A 14,978-nucleotide genomic window follows, 5' to 3' on the forward strand; every position below is an offset into this window, starting at 1 on the left:
TCGGTGCCGCTCCGTTCTGTTTTAGGTGAACATTTTCAGAGCTGATTATCTCAATCAGCAACTCTCGATCTGTAATTTTTCAGATCAGCGACGGTGCCGGATTCCGTGAAAGAGGGCCACCGCCCCGGACAGCCAGGCCGCGCCCGCGACGATGAAGAAGCACAGGACGTAGTCGTCCAGGGTGGTGACCGTGCCCCCGCCGGTGAGGATCGCCGCGACGACCGCGCCCGCGACCGCGCCGCCGGCCGTCCGCACCAGGGAGTTGACGCCGCTGGCGATGCCGCTCTGGTCCATCGGCACGTGCTCGACGGCCAGGGTGCCCAGGGCGGCGTAGGCGATGCCGAAGCCCACGCCCTGGAGCGCTCCATAGGCGAGGAAGTCGAAGCCGTCGGAGTTGGAGAGCGCCAGCCAGAGGTAGGAGCCGCCGGCGGGCAGGGAACCGAGCGCCAGGGCGAACGCCGGTCCGGTCCGGGCGGCGAGCCGGCCGGAGTAGGTGGAGGCGTAGAACATCGTGACCGTGCTCGGCAGCGAGTACAGGCCCACGTCCAGCACCGAGCCGCCCAGCCCGTACCCCTCGCTCGTCGGAGTCTGGATCAGGCTGGAGATCAGCGTGAACGAGGAGTACATCGAGAAGCCGAGCAGCAGCGACATCAGGTTCGCCGACAGCGACTTGGGGCCGGTCAGCAGGGACAGCCGCACCAGGGGGTCGGGGACCTTCATCTCCGTCAGCGTCCAGCAGACGCACAACACCGCCGTGGCGGCGAACAGGCCGAGGATCCGTCCCGAGGTCCAGCCCCAGGCGTTGCCCTGGCTGATGGCCAGCAGCAGGCACAGCAGCATCAGGGCGGTGAGGACCGCGCCGGGGTAGTCGGGCCTGCCCCCGTGCCCGACGCCCCCGGAGGGCACGCAGCGGGCGACGAGGGCGAGGCACAGGACGCTGAGCCCGGCCGCGACCCAGAAGACCGGGGCGTGGTGGGAGGTGGTGGTGGCCAGCAGACCGGTGATGAGCATGCCGAGGGTGCCGCCGATGCCCATGGTGGCGCTGACGAAGCCGATCGCGCTCATGACGCGGGCCGCCGGGAGGAGGTCGCGGATCACCCCGACCGCCAGCGGGAAGAGCGCGACGCTGACGCCCTGCACCGCGCGGCCGGCGAACAGCACGCCCAGCGAGGGGGCCAGGGCGCACAGGACGGAGCCGGCCAGCAGCGTCCCGAGGATGATCAGGATCAGCGGCTTCTTGCCGTACATGTCGCCGAAGCGCGACAGCAGCGGGGTGGCGACGGCGCCGGCCAGCAGGGAGGCGGTGAAGACCCAGGTGACCGAGGCGACCGAGGCGTCGAACTCCCGCATGAGGGCGGGCAGCAGCGGGATGACCAGGGTCTGCTGCACGGCCACCAGGGAGCAGGAGAGCGCCAGCGTCACGAGGATCAGCCGGGAGGGTCGGGAGGGGGAGTCGGACTCGGTCGCCGGGGGATCGAGGGTGCTGGTCAAGGGGGTACTCCTGGGGCGCTCCCGAATTACTACTTACCGGACTTGAGTAAGTTAGCCGGAGCGGCTTCGCCGGGGTCCACCCGGGATGCTCGCCTAACCGAAGCAGCAGCGGCCCGTCATCGCCCATTCGGTGATCGAGGAGCCCGGCCCTGAGACGTGCTCGTACTCCGAGCAGAGCATCTGGACGACGAACAACCCCCGCCCGTCCTCCGCCAGCTCCTCCACGGGGACCCGCGGCCCGGCCTGCGCCAGCAGGAGCTCGGTCTGCGCGGTGACGTCGCCGCGCAGCACCGGCTTGCCGGTGGGCGGGGAGTGGTGGACCAGCCGCCCCCACACGCGGTCCCCGCCGTGGACGACGCTCAGCGAGACCTTGCCGTCGCCGCCGTGCTCGGCGCAGTTGCCGAGCAGCTCGGACACCACGAGCAGGAACCCGTCGCGGAACGGGCAGGAGGCGGCGAAGAGGCCGCGAAGCCAGGTGCGGGCCGCCGTCCCGGCCCGCAGATCCACCGGAAGCGTCCGTTCCGCCGTCCACCCGGGAGACGCGGACGGACTCGCCTGGCTGCCGACCGCGGTGGGTCTGTTCACGGATCGCTCCAGTCAGCGTGCTTCCGACGGACGTGCCTAAAACTAAGGATCCGACGGGGGCCGCGTCCAGGTTGTTTCTCGGAGTTTCTTCAGGGTTTTGCCGCCTCGATCAGATTCTGCGCGGTACGGCCGTAGGCGGAGGCCTCCACCAGGTGTTCGAAGGTCTTGAGGTAGTGCGCGACGTCCACCGGCTGGCGGTTTCGGATCTGTCCCGCGACCAGATCCGGACGGACCTCATCGGCGTCGTAGATCCAGAACCCCTCCCACGGCCAGACCGTGCGGGGGGCGGCCAGGGGCAGGATCCCGAGGGAGACGTTGACCTGCCCGCCCACGAAGTGGATCAGGCGGTCGAGCTGTTCGCGCATGCCCTCCTCGTCGAGCATCGGAGCGTACAGCGCGGCCTCGGAGACCACGAAACTGAAGCGCTTGCCGCCGTCGGCGAGGTGCTGCTGGTGCTTGATCCGCTCCTTCGCCGCGTCGTCCGCGTCGTCGGGCACCTCGCGGAACCGCATGATGGAGGTCAGGTGCGCCTTGGCGTAAGCGGGGGTCTGGAGCAGCGACGGGATGGGGCTGTGCTGGAAGATCCGGAACTCGGACGTGCCCTCGTACTGGGGCTGGAAGGACTCCTGGACCCGGCGCAGCCCGGTCTGCTCGATCCGGCGCCACTGGATGTAGAGGTCGTCGATGTTGCGCACGGCCGCGATGAGGTCGGGGACGCTCTTGTCGTTGCCGGTGGCCTCGCACCAGACGCGGATGTCCTTCTCGGTGGGGATCTGCACCCCGTTCTGGATCTTGGAGACCTTGGACTTGGCCCAGCCGACCTCGGCGGCGAGCGAGATGGTGTTGAGCGGCGACTCGGAGAGCAACTGCCGCAGCCGGGCCGCGAGGATCCGCGCGGCCTCGTCGGCCCGCTCCTTGGTAGTGGGCATCCCTCGAAGCTACGCCGTTTGTTTCGAGTTGTCGCGGAGAGTTTCTAGATCGGTTCAGCCGACCGCAGCGAAGCGAGGATCGGTTGAATCGATCCCCTCGGGGGTCTGGGGGTCGTCCCCCAGATGGTTCTATTCAGCCGACCGCAGCGAAGCGAGGATCGGTTGAACCGATCTCTCCGGGGGTCTGGGGGTCGCCCCCCAGATGGTTCTATTCAGCCGACCGCAGATGGTTCGGTACTTCATCCCAGGTCGGACAGGGAGGTGTTGCCTCCGCACAGGACGACCGCGGTGGTGCCCCGGCGGCCTTCGAGCCGCCGCAGCCCGGCGAAGGCGGTCGAGGCGGCGTGCTCGACCGCGAGCCGGTAGTGCTCCCACAGCTGCCGCCGGGCGTCGACGATCTCCTCGTCGGTGACGAGCACGCTGTCGGCGCGGGTGGCCCGCGCGGTGTCCAGGGCCAGCCGGGAGGCGCGGCGGGCGCCGAGGGAGTCGGCGGCCACGGAGTCGACGGTGACGTCCACGGGCTCCCCCGCCTCCAGCGCGGCGTTCAGCGCGCGGCAGTGCTCGGGCTCCACGACGACCGTGCTCAGCCCGTGGTGGTCGGCGGCCGTCGCCACGCCGGTGAACAGCCCGCCGCCTCCGGCCGAGACGACGATCGTGTCGAGGTCGGGGACCTTGGCGCGGATCTCGTCGACGAGCGTCCCGGCTCCGGCGGCGATCAGCGGGTGGTCGTAGGCGTGCGAGGCCAGCGCCCCGGACGAGGCGGCGAACTCCTCGCAGGCCTGGAGCGCGTCGGCGTACTGCGTGCCGACCTGCCGGACGTCCGCGCCGTAACCGCGCAGGCGCTCGACCTTCACCGGCGGCGCCGTCTCGGGGACGAAGACGGTCGCGGGGACCTGGAACCTGCCCGCCGCCCACGCGCAGGCCATCCCGGCGTTGCCCCCGCTGGCGATCGTCACCCCGGCCGCGGGCAGCGTCCCGGCCTCGCGGTGGGCGAGCAGCAGGTTCAGCGCGCCGCGGGCCTTGAAGGAGCCGGTGTGCTGCATGAACTCCAGCGCGAACCACACCCCGTCACCCGCGTCCGCGACGGCGACCTCGCGGATCCCCGAGCCGACCCGCCGCGCCGCCCGCTCGACGTCCCCGTATCCGATCTTCTGAGCCTCCACGCGTTCCTTCTACCACGCGGCTTCTCCCGGCAATCGCCCGATCAGGGCATGGATCAGTCCGACCGGCACACCGGCGAGGCGCCGCGCGGTGCCTGCCGGGCCCGCTCCACCGCCACGGGCGTGCGCCGTCAGGGCGCGAGGGACGGTGCGCGGGGCAGCAGGGTGCGGGCGTGGGCGATGGCGGCGGGGGTGTCGGGGAAGAGCAGCCCGTCCTCGCGCAGGCGGCCGGCGATGCCCAGGGCGGCGAGCACCTGGTCGTGGCCGGGCCGGACGCCCGAGAGGAGGACGGTGACGCCGCGCTGCTCCAGGCGGGTGACGGCGTCGCCGAGGATCTGGGCGCCGGTGGCGTCCAGGGCGGTGACGCGGGACATGCGCAGGATGACGACCCGCACGTCGGCGGTCTCCGACAGCTCCAGCAGGAAGCGGTGGGCCACCCCGAAGAAGAGCGGGCCGTCGAAGCGGAAGACGACGATGTGCTCGTCGAGGAGGCGCTGTTCCTCCTCGCCGTGGTCGCCGCCCTCCAGCGGTACCTGGTCGAGCCTGGCGGTGCGGGCGACGGCGCGCAGCGCCACCAGGACCGCCAGCGCGACGCCGACGGCCACGGCGGTGATGAGATCGAGGGCGACGGTGACGGCGAAGGTGAGCAGCAGCACCAGGCCGTCGCCGCGGGTGGCGCGGGTGATGGCGCGCAGCGATCCGACCTCGACCATCCGGACGGTGGTGGCCAGCAGGACGCCGGCCAGCGCCGCCAGCGGGATCCTGCCGACGAGTCCGGCCGCGGCCAGCACGATGACGGCGAGCACGACGGCGTGGGTGAGCGCGGCCAGCCGGGAGCGGGCCCCGGCCCGGACGTTGACGGCGGTGCGGGCGATCGCGGCGGTGGCGGGCACCCCGCCGAAGACCGGCGCGGCGAGGTTGGCGATGCCCTGCCCGAACAGCTCCCGGTCGGGATCGTGCTTCTCCCCGACGGTCATGCCGTCGGCGACGGTCGCGCACAGCAGGCTCTCCAGCGCGGCGAGCGCCGCGACGGCCAGCGCGGACGGCAGCAGCGCCCCCATCGCGTCCGGGGACACGAACTCCAGGGACGGGGAGGGCAGACCCGAGGGCAGCGCTCCGATCCGGGCGACGTCGAGGCCGGCGAGTTCGGCGACGGCCGTGGCCAGCACGATGCCCGCCAGCGAGAACGGGACCGCGGGCCTGAACCTGGCGCCGGCGAGCATCAGCGCGGCGACCGAGAGCGCCATGACGGGCGCCGCGGCCCCGGGATCCCGGAGGAAGGCGAGCAGCGCCTCCCACGCGGCGCGCCACACCTGCTCGGCGTCGGGGGCCGCCACGCCGAGCGCGGCGGGGACCTGCTGGAGCGCGATGACCACCGCGATGCCCGCGGTGAATCCCTCGATCACCGGCATCGGGAGGTACTGGGCGAACCGTCCGGCGCGCAGCGCGGCCAGCAGGACGAGCACGACTCCGGCCATCAGCCCGACGAGCAGCACCCCCTCGGCCCCGTACCGGTGCACGATCGGCACCAGCACCACCGTCATCGCCCCGGTCGGCCCGGAGACCTGCAGGTTGCTGCCGCCGAAGACGGCGGCGAGCGCCCCGGCGACGATCGCGGTGACCAGTCCGGCCTGCGCGCCCAGTCCGGAGCTGACGCCGAAGGCCAGGGCGAGGGGGAGCGCGACCACCGCGACGATGATCCCGGCGAGCAGGTCGCGGCCGGGGGACCGGCGGGCCGGCCGCCAGTCGGATCGCACGGGCAGCAGTTCGGGGAGCCGCCTCAGCACGTCGGGGGCGGTCATCGGGGTTCCTGCGCCCGGAGTTCGGCCAGCAGTTCGCCCTGGTCGGCGAGCATCTCGGTGAGGATGCGGCGGGCCGCGCGCAGCAGGTCCGCCACGTCGGGGGTGCTGAGGGCGTAGACGACGGTGCCGCCCTCGCGGGTGCCGGTGACGAGCCCGGCACGCCGCAGTACCGCGAGCTGCTGCGACAGGCTGGACGGTTCGGCCTCGAGCTCCTCGAGCAGTTCGCGTACCGGGCGGGGGCCGTCCTGGAGCAGTTCCAGGACGCGGATGCGCATGGGGTGGCCCAGGGTGCGGAAGAACTCGGCCTTGGCCTGGTACAGCGGGACGGGCACGCGGAACTCGTTTCACGGGTGGAGGAGGTGAGATGTCTTATTTAGTATGAATGAAATTGAAGAATTCTTCAACTCGTGGGGGAAAGGGGGCCCGCGGCGGTGTGCGCCGCGGGCCGGGAGCGGGGTTCAGTAGCCCCAGAGGCGGGTGATCTCGCGCAGTTCCTCCGGCACGTCCTCGCGGCGGGGCAGCGGGCGGGCCGGCTGGATCGTGCCGGACTTGATGTTGGCGCTCCAGTCTCCGAAGACCGGCTTGATCGGGCCGTGGTCGTGGGAGCCGTAGTCGAGCATCGAGGACTCCCACGGCACCCCGAGGTAGGCGCAGATCTTCTTCGTGGTGTCGGCCGGGTCGGCGGTCAGGTCCTCGTAGCGGACCGTGAGGCCCTCCAGGCTCTGGCGGGCGGTCTCGACGCCCACCAGGTACTCGAGGACCTCCTTGACGACGATGTCGAGGTCGGCTTCCCTGCGCCGGTTCATCACCGACTCGACGACGGCGGCGGGGTGGCGCTGCAGGAAGATGTACCGGGCCTGCGGCCAGGCCGAGGAGATGCGCTGCCACTGCAGGGCGTTCGACGGGGTCTTGTCGACGATGACGCTCTTGCGGCTCTTCAGCAGCTCGTGGTGGAGCACCCTGTCCCACAGCAGGTGCTCCAGCTCGGTGAGGGTGAGCCCGACCGCCTCCATGATGTCGGCGGAGTACTTGCGGCTCGGCTCCACCTTGAGCGTGCGCAGGTGCAGCTCGTGCGGGGCCCTGACGCGCGAGTGGCTGTTGAGCAGGACGCGCAGGAGGGTCGACCCCGACCGTACCGATGAGAGGACGAAGACGGGCGAGGCGACCAGGCGTGTGGCCGACCGGTCGGGTAGCGGCGCCCTCCGCTTGAGCGCCGTTCCCGGAGGCCTCACGGCCTCGAGCAGGTGTGCTCCCCTGCGCCGGATGGCCTTCTTGATCACGCGCTTGCGCTTGGCGACTTGCATCCTTCACCCCGGGGTCGACTCCTCCTGACCCTCAGGACGGTACCGGTCGGTTATGAAATATGGCTAAAGATTCTTATTTGTTAGGAGATATTCATGCAACCTTTGGGGCTGTCGAGGTGTCAGCTTGGCACAGATCGCGGGCCATGAGGGTCGCGCCGGCGACCGCGCCCGGCATGAACAGCACCGCGCCGAGCGGGACGAGGAACAGCGCGCCGGTCGCGGTGCCGAAACCGAGCACGGTCGGCCGCCGCGACTTCAGCAGGGCGAACCGCTCCTTGCGCCGCATTTCGCGACGCTCCATCGCGATGCCGGTCAGCTCCCCGGTGAGGAAGTAGCCCGACACCACGAGCGCGACGACCGGGACGACGGTCTGGCCGATGACCGGGATGAAACTCAGCGCGAAGAACAGCACGCCGAAGGCCAGCGCGGTCGCGCCCAGGATGAGGGCGTCGCGGATGCCGCGCCCGAGCCCGAGCCAGAACGGCTCGTCGGGTTCGGGCGGGGCGCCGCCGACCGAGTTCTCCACCCGCACGGCGAGCGCCTCGTAGAACGGCTCGCCGATGATGAGGGTGACGGCGGTGAAGAGGAGCAGCGAGACGAACAGCGCCGCGCCGAAGACCGCGATCCCGGAGACGAGGCGCAGCGTTTCACGCGCTCCGGACGCCCAGCCGTCGGCGAACGGCGTCATCCATTGGACGAGGTCGCCGATCTGGAAGCCGAGCCAGGTCAGCAGCCCCCCGAACAGCAGAAGGGTCAGCAGGGCCGGGATCAGCCCGAACACCCACTGGGAGGGGTGCCTGGCCACCCAGCCGATTCCCCGTCCGAGGTAGCGCACTCCATTTACCACTGTCCGCACCTCCGCGCCGTCATGACTTCCCGTGAAGGTTAGTTCGCCGGATCGGCGGGTCGGTTCGGTCTTCGCGAGGGGCGCCGTCCGGCGGCGGCGCCCGCACGGTGGCCGCCGCGGGGTCCGTTGCGGGCCTGTGATCCGTGAGAAGGTGGGGATTCGGTCGCGCGAACTCTCCCTCTTGGAGATCAACATCACGCGGGGTATTCGCGACGGAACAAAGCGCGCCTACCTGTTCGATATCAATGGTCTCGGGCGGCAGGGCCGTTCTTGAGCAATGGATCACCTTCGGCGGGCGCGCGATCCGGTGCCGATCCTCTTTCGCAGGCCCGCTTCACGCGGATGGACACGCCCTGAACTGCTGCTACACCGTCCTTCCGCCGGGGAGTCTCCCTCTTGGCCCCGCTATCGGGGCGTTGGCATAGGGTCGTCCCCGGACATGGGCCCGGTAAGAGATTCCATTACGGAAAGTCCCGGGTTTGGTCCAGTGGCCAAAACCCCCTAAAACTCAGTACTGTGAGCGACCTTGGTTGATCAGGGGACCCGATCACGGAGCGGAAAACGTTGTTCAAACGCCAAAAATCTCCGACCCCTCGCCGCGGGCGGCCGATTCTTCGACGCATCGCGGCGCTGCTGTTGCTGCCGCTGCTCTCCCTGACGGTCCTGTGGGGATACGCGGCGAGCACGACGCTGTCGGCCGCGCTGCGCAAGTTCGAGTACACGGACACCTACGAGCAGCTCGGCCTGCCGGCGACCGCACTCGTGGAGAAGATCGGGGCCGAGCGCGTCGCGGCCTCCACCGTGGTGATGACCGGTGCCGCCGGGAACGCCGCCTACACGAAGGCCAAGCAGGAGCTGGACGGGGCCCTCGGGGTGTTCGTGCCGAACATCGAGAACGAGGAGATCGTCGGCAGGCTCGGTGACGACGGAGCGAGCCTGCACCTCGCGAAGGCCAAGGACGCCCTCGGCGGACTGGAGCAGCTGAGGTCCAGGACCGAGAGCGGCCAGGCCGACCTGATCGACGTCCTCCAGGGCTACGGCGGTCTCATCGACAGCATGCTGAGCTCGGTCGCCGGTCTGGTCAGCGTCGAGGACGTCGAAGTGGTGCAGGACACCAAGTCGATGCTCCACCTGATGTGGTCCCACGACCTGCTGATGCGCGAGACCTCGCTGATGGCCGCGCTCCCCCCCGGCAAGAAGGTGGACGCCGCCCGCCGGGTCGCGTTCGCCGAATGGGCCGGAAGCCGCAAGCGGTTCTTCGACTTCGGCGTCAGCGGCATGAACGGCGAGCTGCAGAAGTACATGGACCGGGTCGTCAACAGCCCCGAGTACCAGAAGTACGAGCAGATGGAGCAGTCGGTCCTCGACGGCCGCCTGCAGCAGAACCCCCAGGAGTGGCGGGCGGTCGGCGGGCAGCTGGCCCTCAGCTGGGGCGTCGAGCTCCGCAACGCCGGCACCTACCTGCGGAACGAGAAGGTCGCGCCGATCGGCCAGCGCATCATCACGGAGTTCGCCCTGGCGGGTGGTCTCGGTCTGCTCGCGGTGGTCGCGTCCATCCTCCTGTCGCTGCGGTTCGCGCGCAGCATCTCGCGGGAGCTGAAGGACGTGCAGCTGGCGGCGTGGGACCTGGCCCGCGAGCGGCTGCCCCAGGTCGTGGCCCGGCTGCGGCGCGGCGAGGAGGTCGACTCCACGGCCGAGGCGCCGCCGATCACGCCCGGCGGCACCAAGGAGATCAACGAGGTCGCCGAGGCGTTCGACAGCGTGCAGCACACCGCGGTCGACGTCGCCGTCGCCGAGTCGCAGCTGCGCCAGAGCGTCGGCCAGGTCTTCGTCAACCTGTCGTGGCGCAGCCAGGCGCTGCTGCAGCGCCAGCTCCAGCTGCTCGACGTGATGGAGCGCCGCGCCTCCAGCCCCGAGGAGCTGGACGGCCTGTTCAAGCTCGACCACCTCACCACCCGCATGCGCCGGCACGCCGAAGGTCTGGTGATCCTCTCCGGCGCGCCCACCGTCCGCGCCTGGGACCACCCGGTCGAGATGGAGGACGTGGTCCGCGCCGCGCTCGGCGAGGTGGAGGAGTACACCCGGGTCGACTCCGCGGTCTCCTCCCCCGTCTCGATCAGCGGCGAGGTCGTGGCCGACGTCATCCACCTGCTGGCCGAGCTCATCGAGAACGCCACGATGTTCTCCCCGCCGACCACCGAGGTGCTGGTTCGGGCCGAGGCCGTCGCCAACGGCGTGGTCGTCGAGATCGTCGACCGGGGCATCGGGATCTACCCCGACCAGATGGCCATGCTCAACCGGAACCTCGCCGACCCGCCGGAGTTCAACCTGGCGGACAGCGACCGGCTCGGACTCTTCGTGGTGGCCCGGCTGGCGGCGCACCACGGCATCAAGGTCACGCTCCAGCCGTCCGCTTACGGAGGCACCTCGGCCGTCGTCCTCATTCCGGAGGGCCTGGTCGTGCGGGCGGGCGGGGCCCACGCGCGGAAGGAGCAGGAGCCCATGCGGGCCAGCAGGATGTCCCCGGCGGGCCAGATCCCCGCCGCGAGCGGCGCCACGGGCGCGTTGCCCGAGGCGCCTCCGACCTCGTCGTCCGGCAGGTACACCGCGCCGCCCGCGCTTCCCTCCTCGGTTCCCACCGACCCGAACGCCACGCTCACCGGCGGCTTCGAGGCCTACGGTTCCCAGGACCCCTACTCGGCCGTTCCGGAGAGCCCGGAGAGCCTGTTCCCGCAGGCCCCCGCGGCGCCCGTCGCGCCCCCCGCACCGCAGCAGCGGAGCCAGGGACAGCAGGGCCAGGGCCAGGGAGGCAGCGGCCAGCCGAGCAGACTGCCCCGCCGCAACCGGCAGCAGCACCTGGCGCCGCAGCTGCGCAAGTCGTCGGAGTCCTCGTACGCCGGTCCGGGGGACGGTTCCTCCGGCGGCGATGAAGAGGGTTTCATCGAGCCGGATCCGGAGTTCAGCCGGGACCTGATGTCCGCCCTCCAGTCGGGCTGGCTCCAGGGACGCGGCTCGGACGACGAGACCACAGAATTCGACACTTACGATGAACGGGAGAGGCCGTGACTCAGCCGCAGCCATCCGGCGAATTGAGCTGGATGCTCGATGACCTGGTCCAGCGGGTCGAACAGGTGCACCAGGCGGTACTGCTTTCCCGCGACGGCCTGGTGATGGGCGCCTCGCGCACCGTCTCCCGCGCGGACGCCGAGTTCCTCGCGGCGCTGTCCTCGGGTTTCCACAGCCTGTCCAACGGAGCCCGGGAGCACTTCGGCGCCCGGCAGGTCCGGCAGGCGGTCATCGAACTCGACGACAAGCTCTTCTTCGTCCTGCCCGCCGGCAACGGCAGCTGCCTGGCCGTGCTGAGCACCGCCGGGCCGAAGGCGGGGCTCGTCGCCTACGAGATGGCGCTGCTGATCAAGAGGGTGCGCCAGCACATGGCCGCCGCGCCCCGCAGGCAACCGACGGCGAGCGCCGGATGAGCGGGCCGGGAGGGCACCGGCCGAGAGAACGCTGGGTGGGCCGGGAAGCCGGCCCCCTGGTGCGCCCCTACACCATGACCCGCGGGCGCACCCAGCCCCGGGGCGTGCGGCTCGACCTGGTCACCATCCTGGTCGTGAGCGGCCGGGGCCCCGCCGAGAACGTCAGGCTCTCGAGCGAGCACCGGCGGTTGCTGGACCTGTGCCGGCGTCCGTCGACCACCGCCGACCTGGCCTCCGAGGTGGAACTCCCCTTCCGGGTCGTCCAGGTGCTCCTGGGCGACCTCTACCACCACGGGCTGATCGAAGAGGTCCGCCAACCCGCAGCTTCCAACCAGCGTCCTGACGCTCACTTGCTGATGAGAGTCCTCGATGAACTTCGCCACCTCTGACCCCTCCCACCGGGAAGTCGCCGACGCCCCGACCGTCGCGCTGAAACTGCTGGTCGCGGGAGGCTTCGGCGTCGGCAAGACCACCCTGGTCGGCGCGATCAGCGAGATCCGCCCGCTGCGCACCGAGGAGGACCTCACCGACGCCAGCGTGGGCGTCGACGACACCACCGGCGTGGAGCGCAAGTCCACCACCACGGTGGCGATGGACTTCGGCCGGCTGACCTTCAGCGGCGGCCTGCGGATCTACCTGTTCGGCACGCCCGGCCAGGAGCGGTTCTGGTTCATGTGGGACGAGATGGCCTACGGCGCGACCGGCGCCATCGTCCTCGCCGACACCCGCCGGCTGGAGTCGAGCTTCGCCTCGATCGACTTCTTCGAGCAGCGCGGCATCCCCTTCGTGGTGGCGGCGAACTGCTTCGAGGGCGCCGACCGGCACAGCCCCGACGAGATCCGGGACGCCCTGGACATCGGCCGCGAGGTCCCGGTCGTCCTGTGCGACGTGCGCCAGCGCGAGTCCGTCAAGAACATCCTGGTCAACCTGATCGAGTACGTCCTCAAGCTGACGAACGCGGCCTGACGCCACGGGGCATGACCCCGAACACGAAGGGACGGGAGCGCACGGCGCCCCGTCCCTTCGTCGTTCGCGGTTCCGGCCGCCGTGCCGCCCGGATGGGTCGGGCGGCACGGGCCGCCGGGAAAAGGGGAAGGGCCCGCCGGGGGAGGGCGGGCCCTTCGGGTCGCCGGAGGAGAACGGCGACGGGGGTGAGGGTCAGGAGTTGGGGATGACCGCGGCCAGCGGCAGGGAGCCGCCGAGGATGGTCATGGCCGTGCTGCCGCAGGTGGACAGGCTGTCGGAGTTGCCGCAGTAGTGGCTGGCGGTGTAGGAGCCGGTCGCCATGTCCTTGGCCCAGGTGGAGCTGAAGTCGCGGAGCCTGGCGGTCTGGGTGCTGTTGGGGGAGCAGGCGGCGCCGAGGATGCCGATGGTGTCGGTGTTGTCGCCTTCGGCGTCGATGTGGCAGCTGCCGCCGGAGGGCGAGATGCCCGCGTTGTACTTGGTCCAGACGAGCTGGATGCCGACGAAGTCCGCGCCGAGGGAGGCCAGGGCGCCGAAGGCGTTGTTGAACAGGTTGATGACGCTCGGGCGGGCCGCGACCTGCAGGACCGGGCGGGTGCCGCCGGCCGAGATGGCCTGGAGGTTGGCGGTGAAGCCGTCGGCGGCGACGCCGTCGAAGAGGATCGCGCCCTTCAGGTTGGCGTAGCCGTTGGCGGCCAGGCGGGCGCCGACGACGGAGGCGAAGTGGCCGCCCGCGGAGTGGCCGCCCACGATGTACTTGGCGGGCAGCGCCTTGCCGTTCGGCGGGGTGAGGGTGCGGGCGCTGAGCACGTTGCCCAGCGCGTTGCCGAGGGCCGGGTTGCCGGCGGTCATGTCGGCGTCGACGCAGAACACCATGACGCCCTTTTCGGCGATCGCCTTGCTGGTGTTGGTCAGGGTCTTGCAGCTGCGGCTGAAGCCGTGCTCGACGAGCATCAGCGCGGACGCGGTGCCGTTGGGCAGGTACCACTTCAGGTTGTAGGAGGTGCCGCCGATGTTCGCGGACTCCGTGACACAGGTGGTGCTGCTCGAGGAGTAACCGCTGCAGGCGGTGGCGGCGCTGGCCGCCGGGGCCGCGACGACCGCGGACGCCATGAGCGCTCCGACCGCTGCGGTGACCGCGAGGGCGATCTTCTTCGGACGTCGGCTGAAGGTGACCTTCACTGTCTCTCCTGGTGCTCACTGAGCTGGACTTGGCCACGCCTGTCCGAGGGCAGGCGTGATGGGTGACAGCGACGGCCTCACCGGATCGGCGTCGCGCCGGCCGTCGTCTCCTCGAGTCGGATGGGGGGTGCGTCTCCTTCTCTCGCGAAAAGGAAACAGTGTTTCGCAGAGCGAACTACTGTTCCGCAGATTAGAGTCTGCGAACGGCTCAGGCAATGCTTCGGGGCAAGGGTTTTTCGGGAGAAGAACACGTGTGAACGGAAGATCACCCACAGTGTGATCAGACCGCGCCGGTGGTCGGCGCGCCTTCCCTCTCCGTCCTCAGCGGGCCCGAGGGGCTCTCGGCCGGTGGACGACCGCGTTGACGCGGGCGGGGAAGGTGCCGCCGAAGTCGGGGTCGAGCTCCCACTCGATGGTGATGACCTCGCGGGCCAGGAAGGCGGCGCCGTCGGGGAGGTCGCGGGCGTTGTTGCGGACGAGGGTGTCGGTCCCGGCGAGGGAGGCCACGTCGTCGGTGCCGATGAGGAAGCGCCCGGGGCTGGTCTGGTGGTACTGGCCTACGAGGGCGACCATGCGGTCGAGGCCGCGTTCGGTGGGGGCCGCCACGACGATCCTGCGGTCGGCGGAGAGGGTGGCCAGACGGCGCAGGACGGCGGGGCCGGGCGAGGCGTTGATCTCGACGACGTTGTCGAAAGAGCCCACCAGGGGCTCCAGGTCGCGCAAATGGAAGATGGGGGTCGTGACGACGTCGTATTCGGCGTCCAGACGCCTTCCCGCCGCGTCCTCCAGGAGAATGGGTTCCACGGAGATGCCGGAGGTGTTCTCCACCAGAGCGCTCATGCGTTCCAGGTCGCGCGGATTGCATTCCACGAAAGCCACCCGGGGCGCGGGGTGCAGCGCGGTCAGCGCCTCGTCGACCAGATTCCGGATATCCCTGGCGGACAGGCCCGCGGATTGGGCGCGGGTGAAGAGCGTGCGCAGGTCCGTGCCGAAACTCTCGGCGCCGAGCAGCGTCGACTCGGGGATCCGGGTGACGAAACTCCCCTGCCGCGCATGAGTCCGGACCAGGCCGGAGGCCGCCAACCGCTGGATCGCGCGGTCCACTGTCGAGGGATTGGTCCCCAGTTCTGCGGCGAGCGCGCGGCAGGACGGGAGTTTCGAACCGACGGTGTAGACGCCTGCGCCGATACGATCGCGAAGAATGCGGTGCACATCGTTAAGCGTCAACAAGGCAGC

General features: G+C 70.5%; 14 protein-coding genes. 4 read left to right on the plus strand and 10 right to left on the minus strand.

The window, feature by feature from the left end; translation table 11 throughout:
• Positions 1-84: 84 nt before the first annotated feature.
• From ABD327_RS03215 to ABD327_RS03250, 8 genes are all read right to left on the minus strand, one after another.
• Positions 85-1,491 (minus strand): MFS transporter, encoded by a 1,407-nt coding sequence (locus ABD327_RS03215; RefSeq protein ID WP_344448584.1) that lies wholly within the window; start codon positions 1,489-1,491, stop codon positions 85-87.
• Positions 1,492-1,584: 93 nt separating this feature from the next.
• Positions 1,585-2,076, minus strand: coding sequence for an ATP-binding protein (locus ABD327_RS03220; RefSeq protein WP_344448585.1), 492 nt, complete (start codon positions 2,074-2,076; stop codon positions 1,585-1,587).
• A gap of 89 nt (positions 2,077-2,165) precedes the next feature.
• Positions 2,166-3,005: a Scr1 family TA system antitoxin-like transcriptional regulator gene (locus tag ABD327_RS03225; RefSeq protein ID WP_344448586.1), complete on the minus strand. Its 840-nt coding sequence runs from the start codon at positions 3,003-3,005 to the stop codon at positions 2,166-2,168.
• A gap of 239 nt (positions 3,006-3,244) precedes the next feature.
• Positions 3,245-4,168, minus strand: coding sequence for a threonine/serine dehydratase (locus ABD327_RS03230; protein ID WP_344448588.1), 924 nt, complete (start codon positions 4,166-4,168; stop codon positions 3,245-3,247).
• 128 nt (positions 4,169-4,296) lie between these two features.
• The gene (locus ABD327_RS03235) at positions 4,297-5,967 is read right to left on the minus strand and encodes a SulP family inorganic anion transporter (protein WP_344448589.1); all 1,671 of its coding nucleotides are present in this window, start codon (positions 5,965-5,967) and stop codon (positions 4,297-4,299) included.
• Positions 5,964-6,299, minus strand: a complete 336-nt coding sequence (locus ABD327_RS03240; RefSeq protein WP_344448590.1) for an ArsR/SmtB family transcription factor — start codon at positions 6,297-6,299, stop codon at positions 5,964-5,966. Before ABD327_RS03240 ends, ABD327_RS03235 begins: the two co-directional genes overlap by 4 nt.
• 126 nt (positions 6,300-6,425) lie before the next feature.
• The gene (locus ABD327_RS03245; protein WP_344448591.1) at positions 6,426-7,271 is read right to left on the minus strand and encodes a sulfotransferase family protein; all 846 of its coding nucleotides are present in this window, start codon (positions 7,269-7,271) and stop codon (positions 6,426-6,428) included.
• Between the two features lie 91 nt (positions 7,272-7,362).
• Positions 7,363-8,118, minus strand: coding sequence for an EI24 domain-containing protein (locus ABD327_RS03250; protein WP_344448592.1), 756 nt, complete (start codon positions 8,116-8,118; stop codon positions 7,363-7,365).
• A gap of 636 nt (positions 8,119-8,754) precedes the next feature.
• Here ABD327_RS03250 and ABD327_RS03255 point away from each other — a divergent pair.
• The 4 genes from ABD327_RS03255 to ABD327_RS03270 are packed head-to-tail and all read left to right on the plus strand — an operon-like array spanning position 8,755 to position 12,563.
• Entirely contained in the window at positions 8,755-11,184 is a 2,430-nt protein-coding gene (locus tag ABD327_RS03255) for a sensor histidine kinase (protein WP_344448593.1), read from the plus strand.
• Positions 11,185-11,216: 32 nt separating this feature from the next.
• The gene (locus ABD327_RS03260) at positions 11,217-11,597 is read left to right on the plus strand and encodes a roadblock/LC7 domain-containing protein (protein ID WP_344448594.1); all 381 of its coding nucleotides are present in this window, start codon (positions 11,217-11,219) and stop codon (positions 11,595-11,597) included.
• Between the two features lie 35 nt (positions 11,598-11,632).
• Positions 11,633-11,986 (plus strand): DUF742 domain-containing protein, encoded by a 354-nt coding sequence (locus ABD327_RS03265; RefSeq protein ID WP_344448595.1) that lies wholly within the window; start codon positions 11,633-11,635, stop codon positions 11,984-11,986.
• On the plus strand, positions 11,967-12,563 hold the full coding sequence (locus tag ABD327_RS03270; RefSeq protein WP_344448596.1) for a GTP-binding protein: 597 nt from the start codon (positions 11,967-11,969) through the stop codon (positions 12,561-12,563). Before ABD327_RS03265 ends, ABD327_RS03270 begins: the two co-directional genes overlap by 20 nt.
• A 192-nt stretch (positions 12,564-12,755) precedes the next feature.
• Here ABD327_RS03270 and ABD327_RS03275 read toward each other — a convergent pair whose 3' ends face one another.
• Both ABD327_RS03275 and ABD327_RS03280 read right to left on the minus strand, forming a co-directional pair.
• Positions 12,756-13,742: an alpha/beta hydrolase family protein gene (locus ABD327_RS03275; protein WP_344448597.1), complete on the minus strand. Its 987-nt coding sequence runs from the start codon at positions 13,740-13,742 to the stop codon at positions 12,756-12,758.
• 321 nt (positions 13,743-14,063) lie between these two features.
• Complete coding sequence (locus ABD327_RS03280) at positions 14,064-14,954, minus strand: GntR family transcriptional regulator (RefSeq protein ID WP_344448598.1); 891 nt, start codon at positions 14,952-14,954, stop codon at positions 14,064-14,066.
• Positions 14,955-14,978: the final 24 nt, after the last annotated feature.

It is taken from the genome of Actinocorallia aurantiaca (genome assembly GCF_039533685.1).
In the GTDB taxonomy this organism is placed as follows: Bacteria; Actinomycetota; Actinomycetes; order Streptosporangiales; family Streptosporangiaceae; genus Actinocorallia; species Actinocorallia aurantiaca.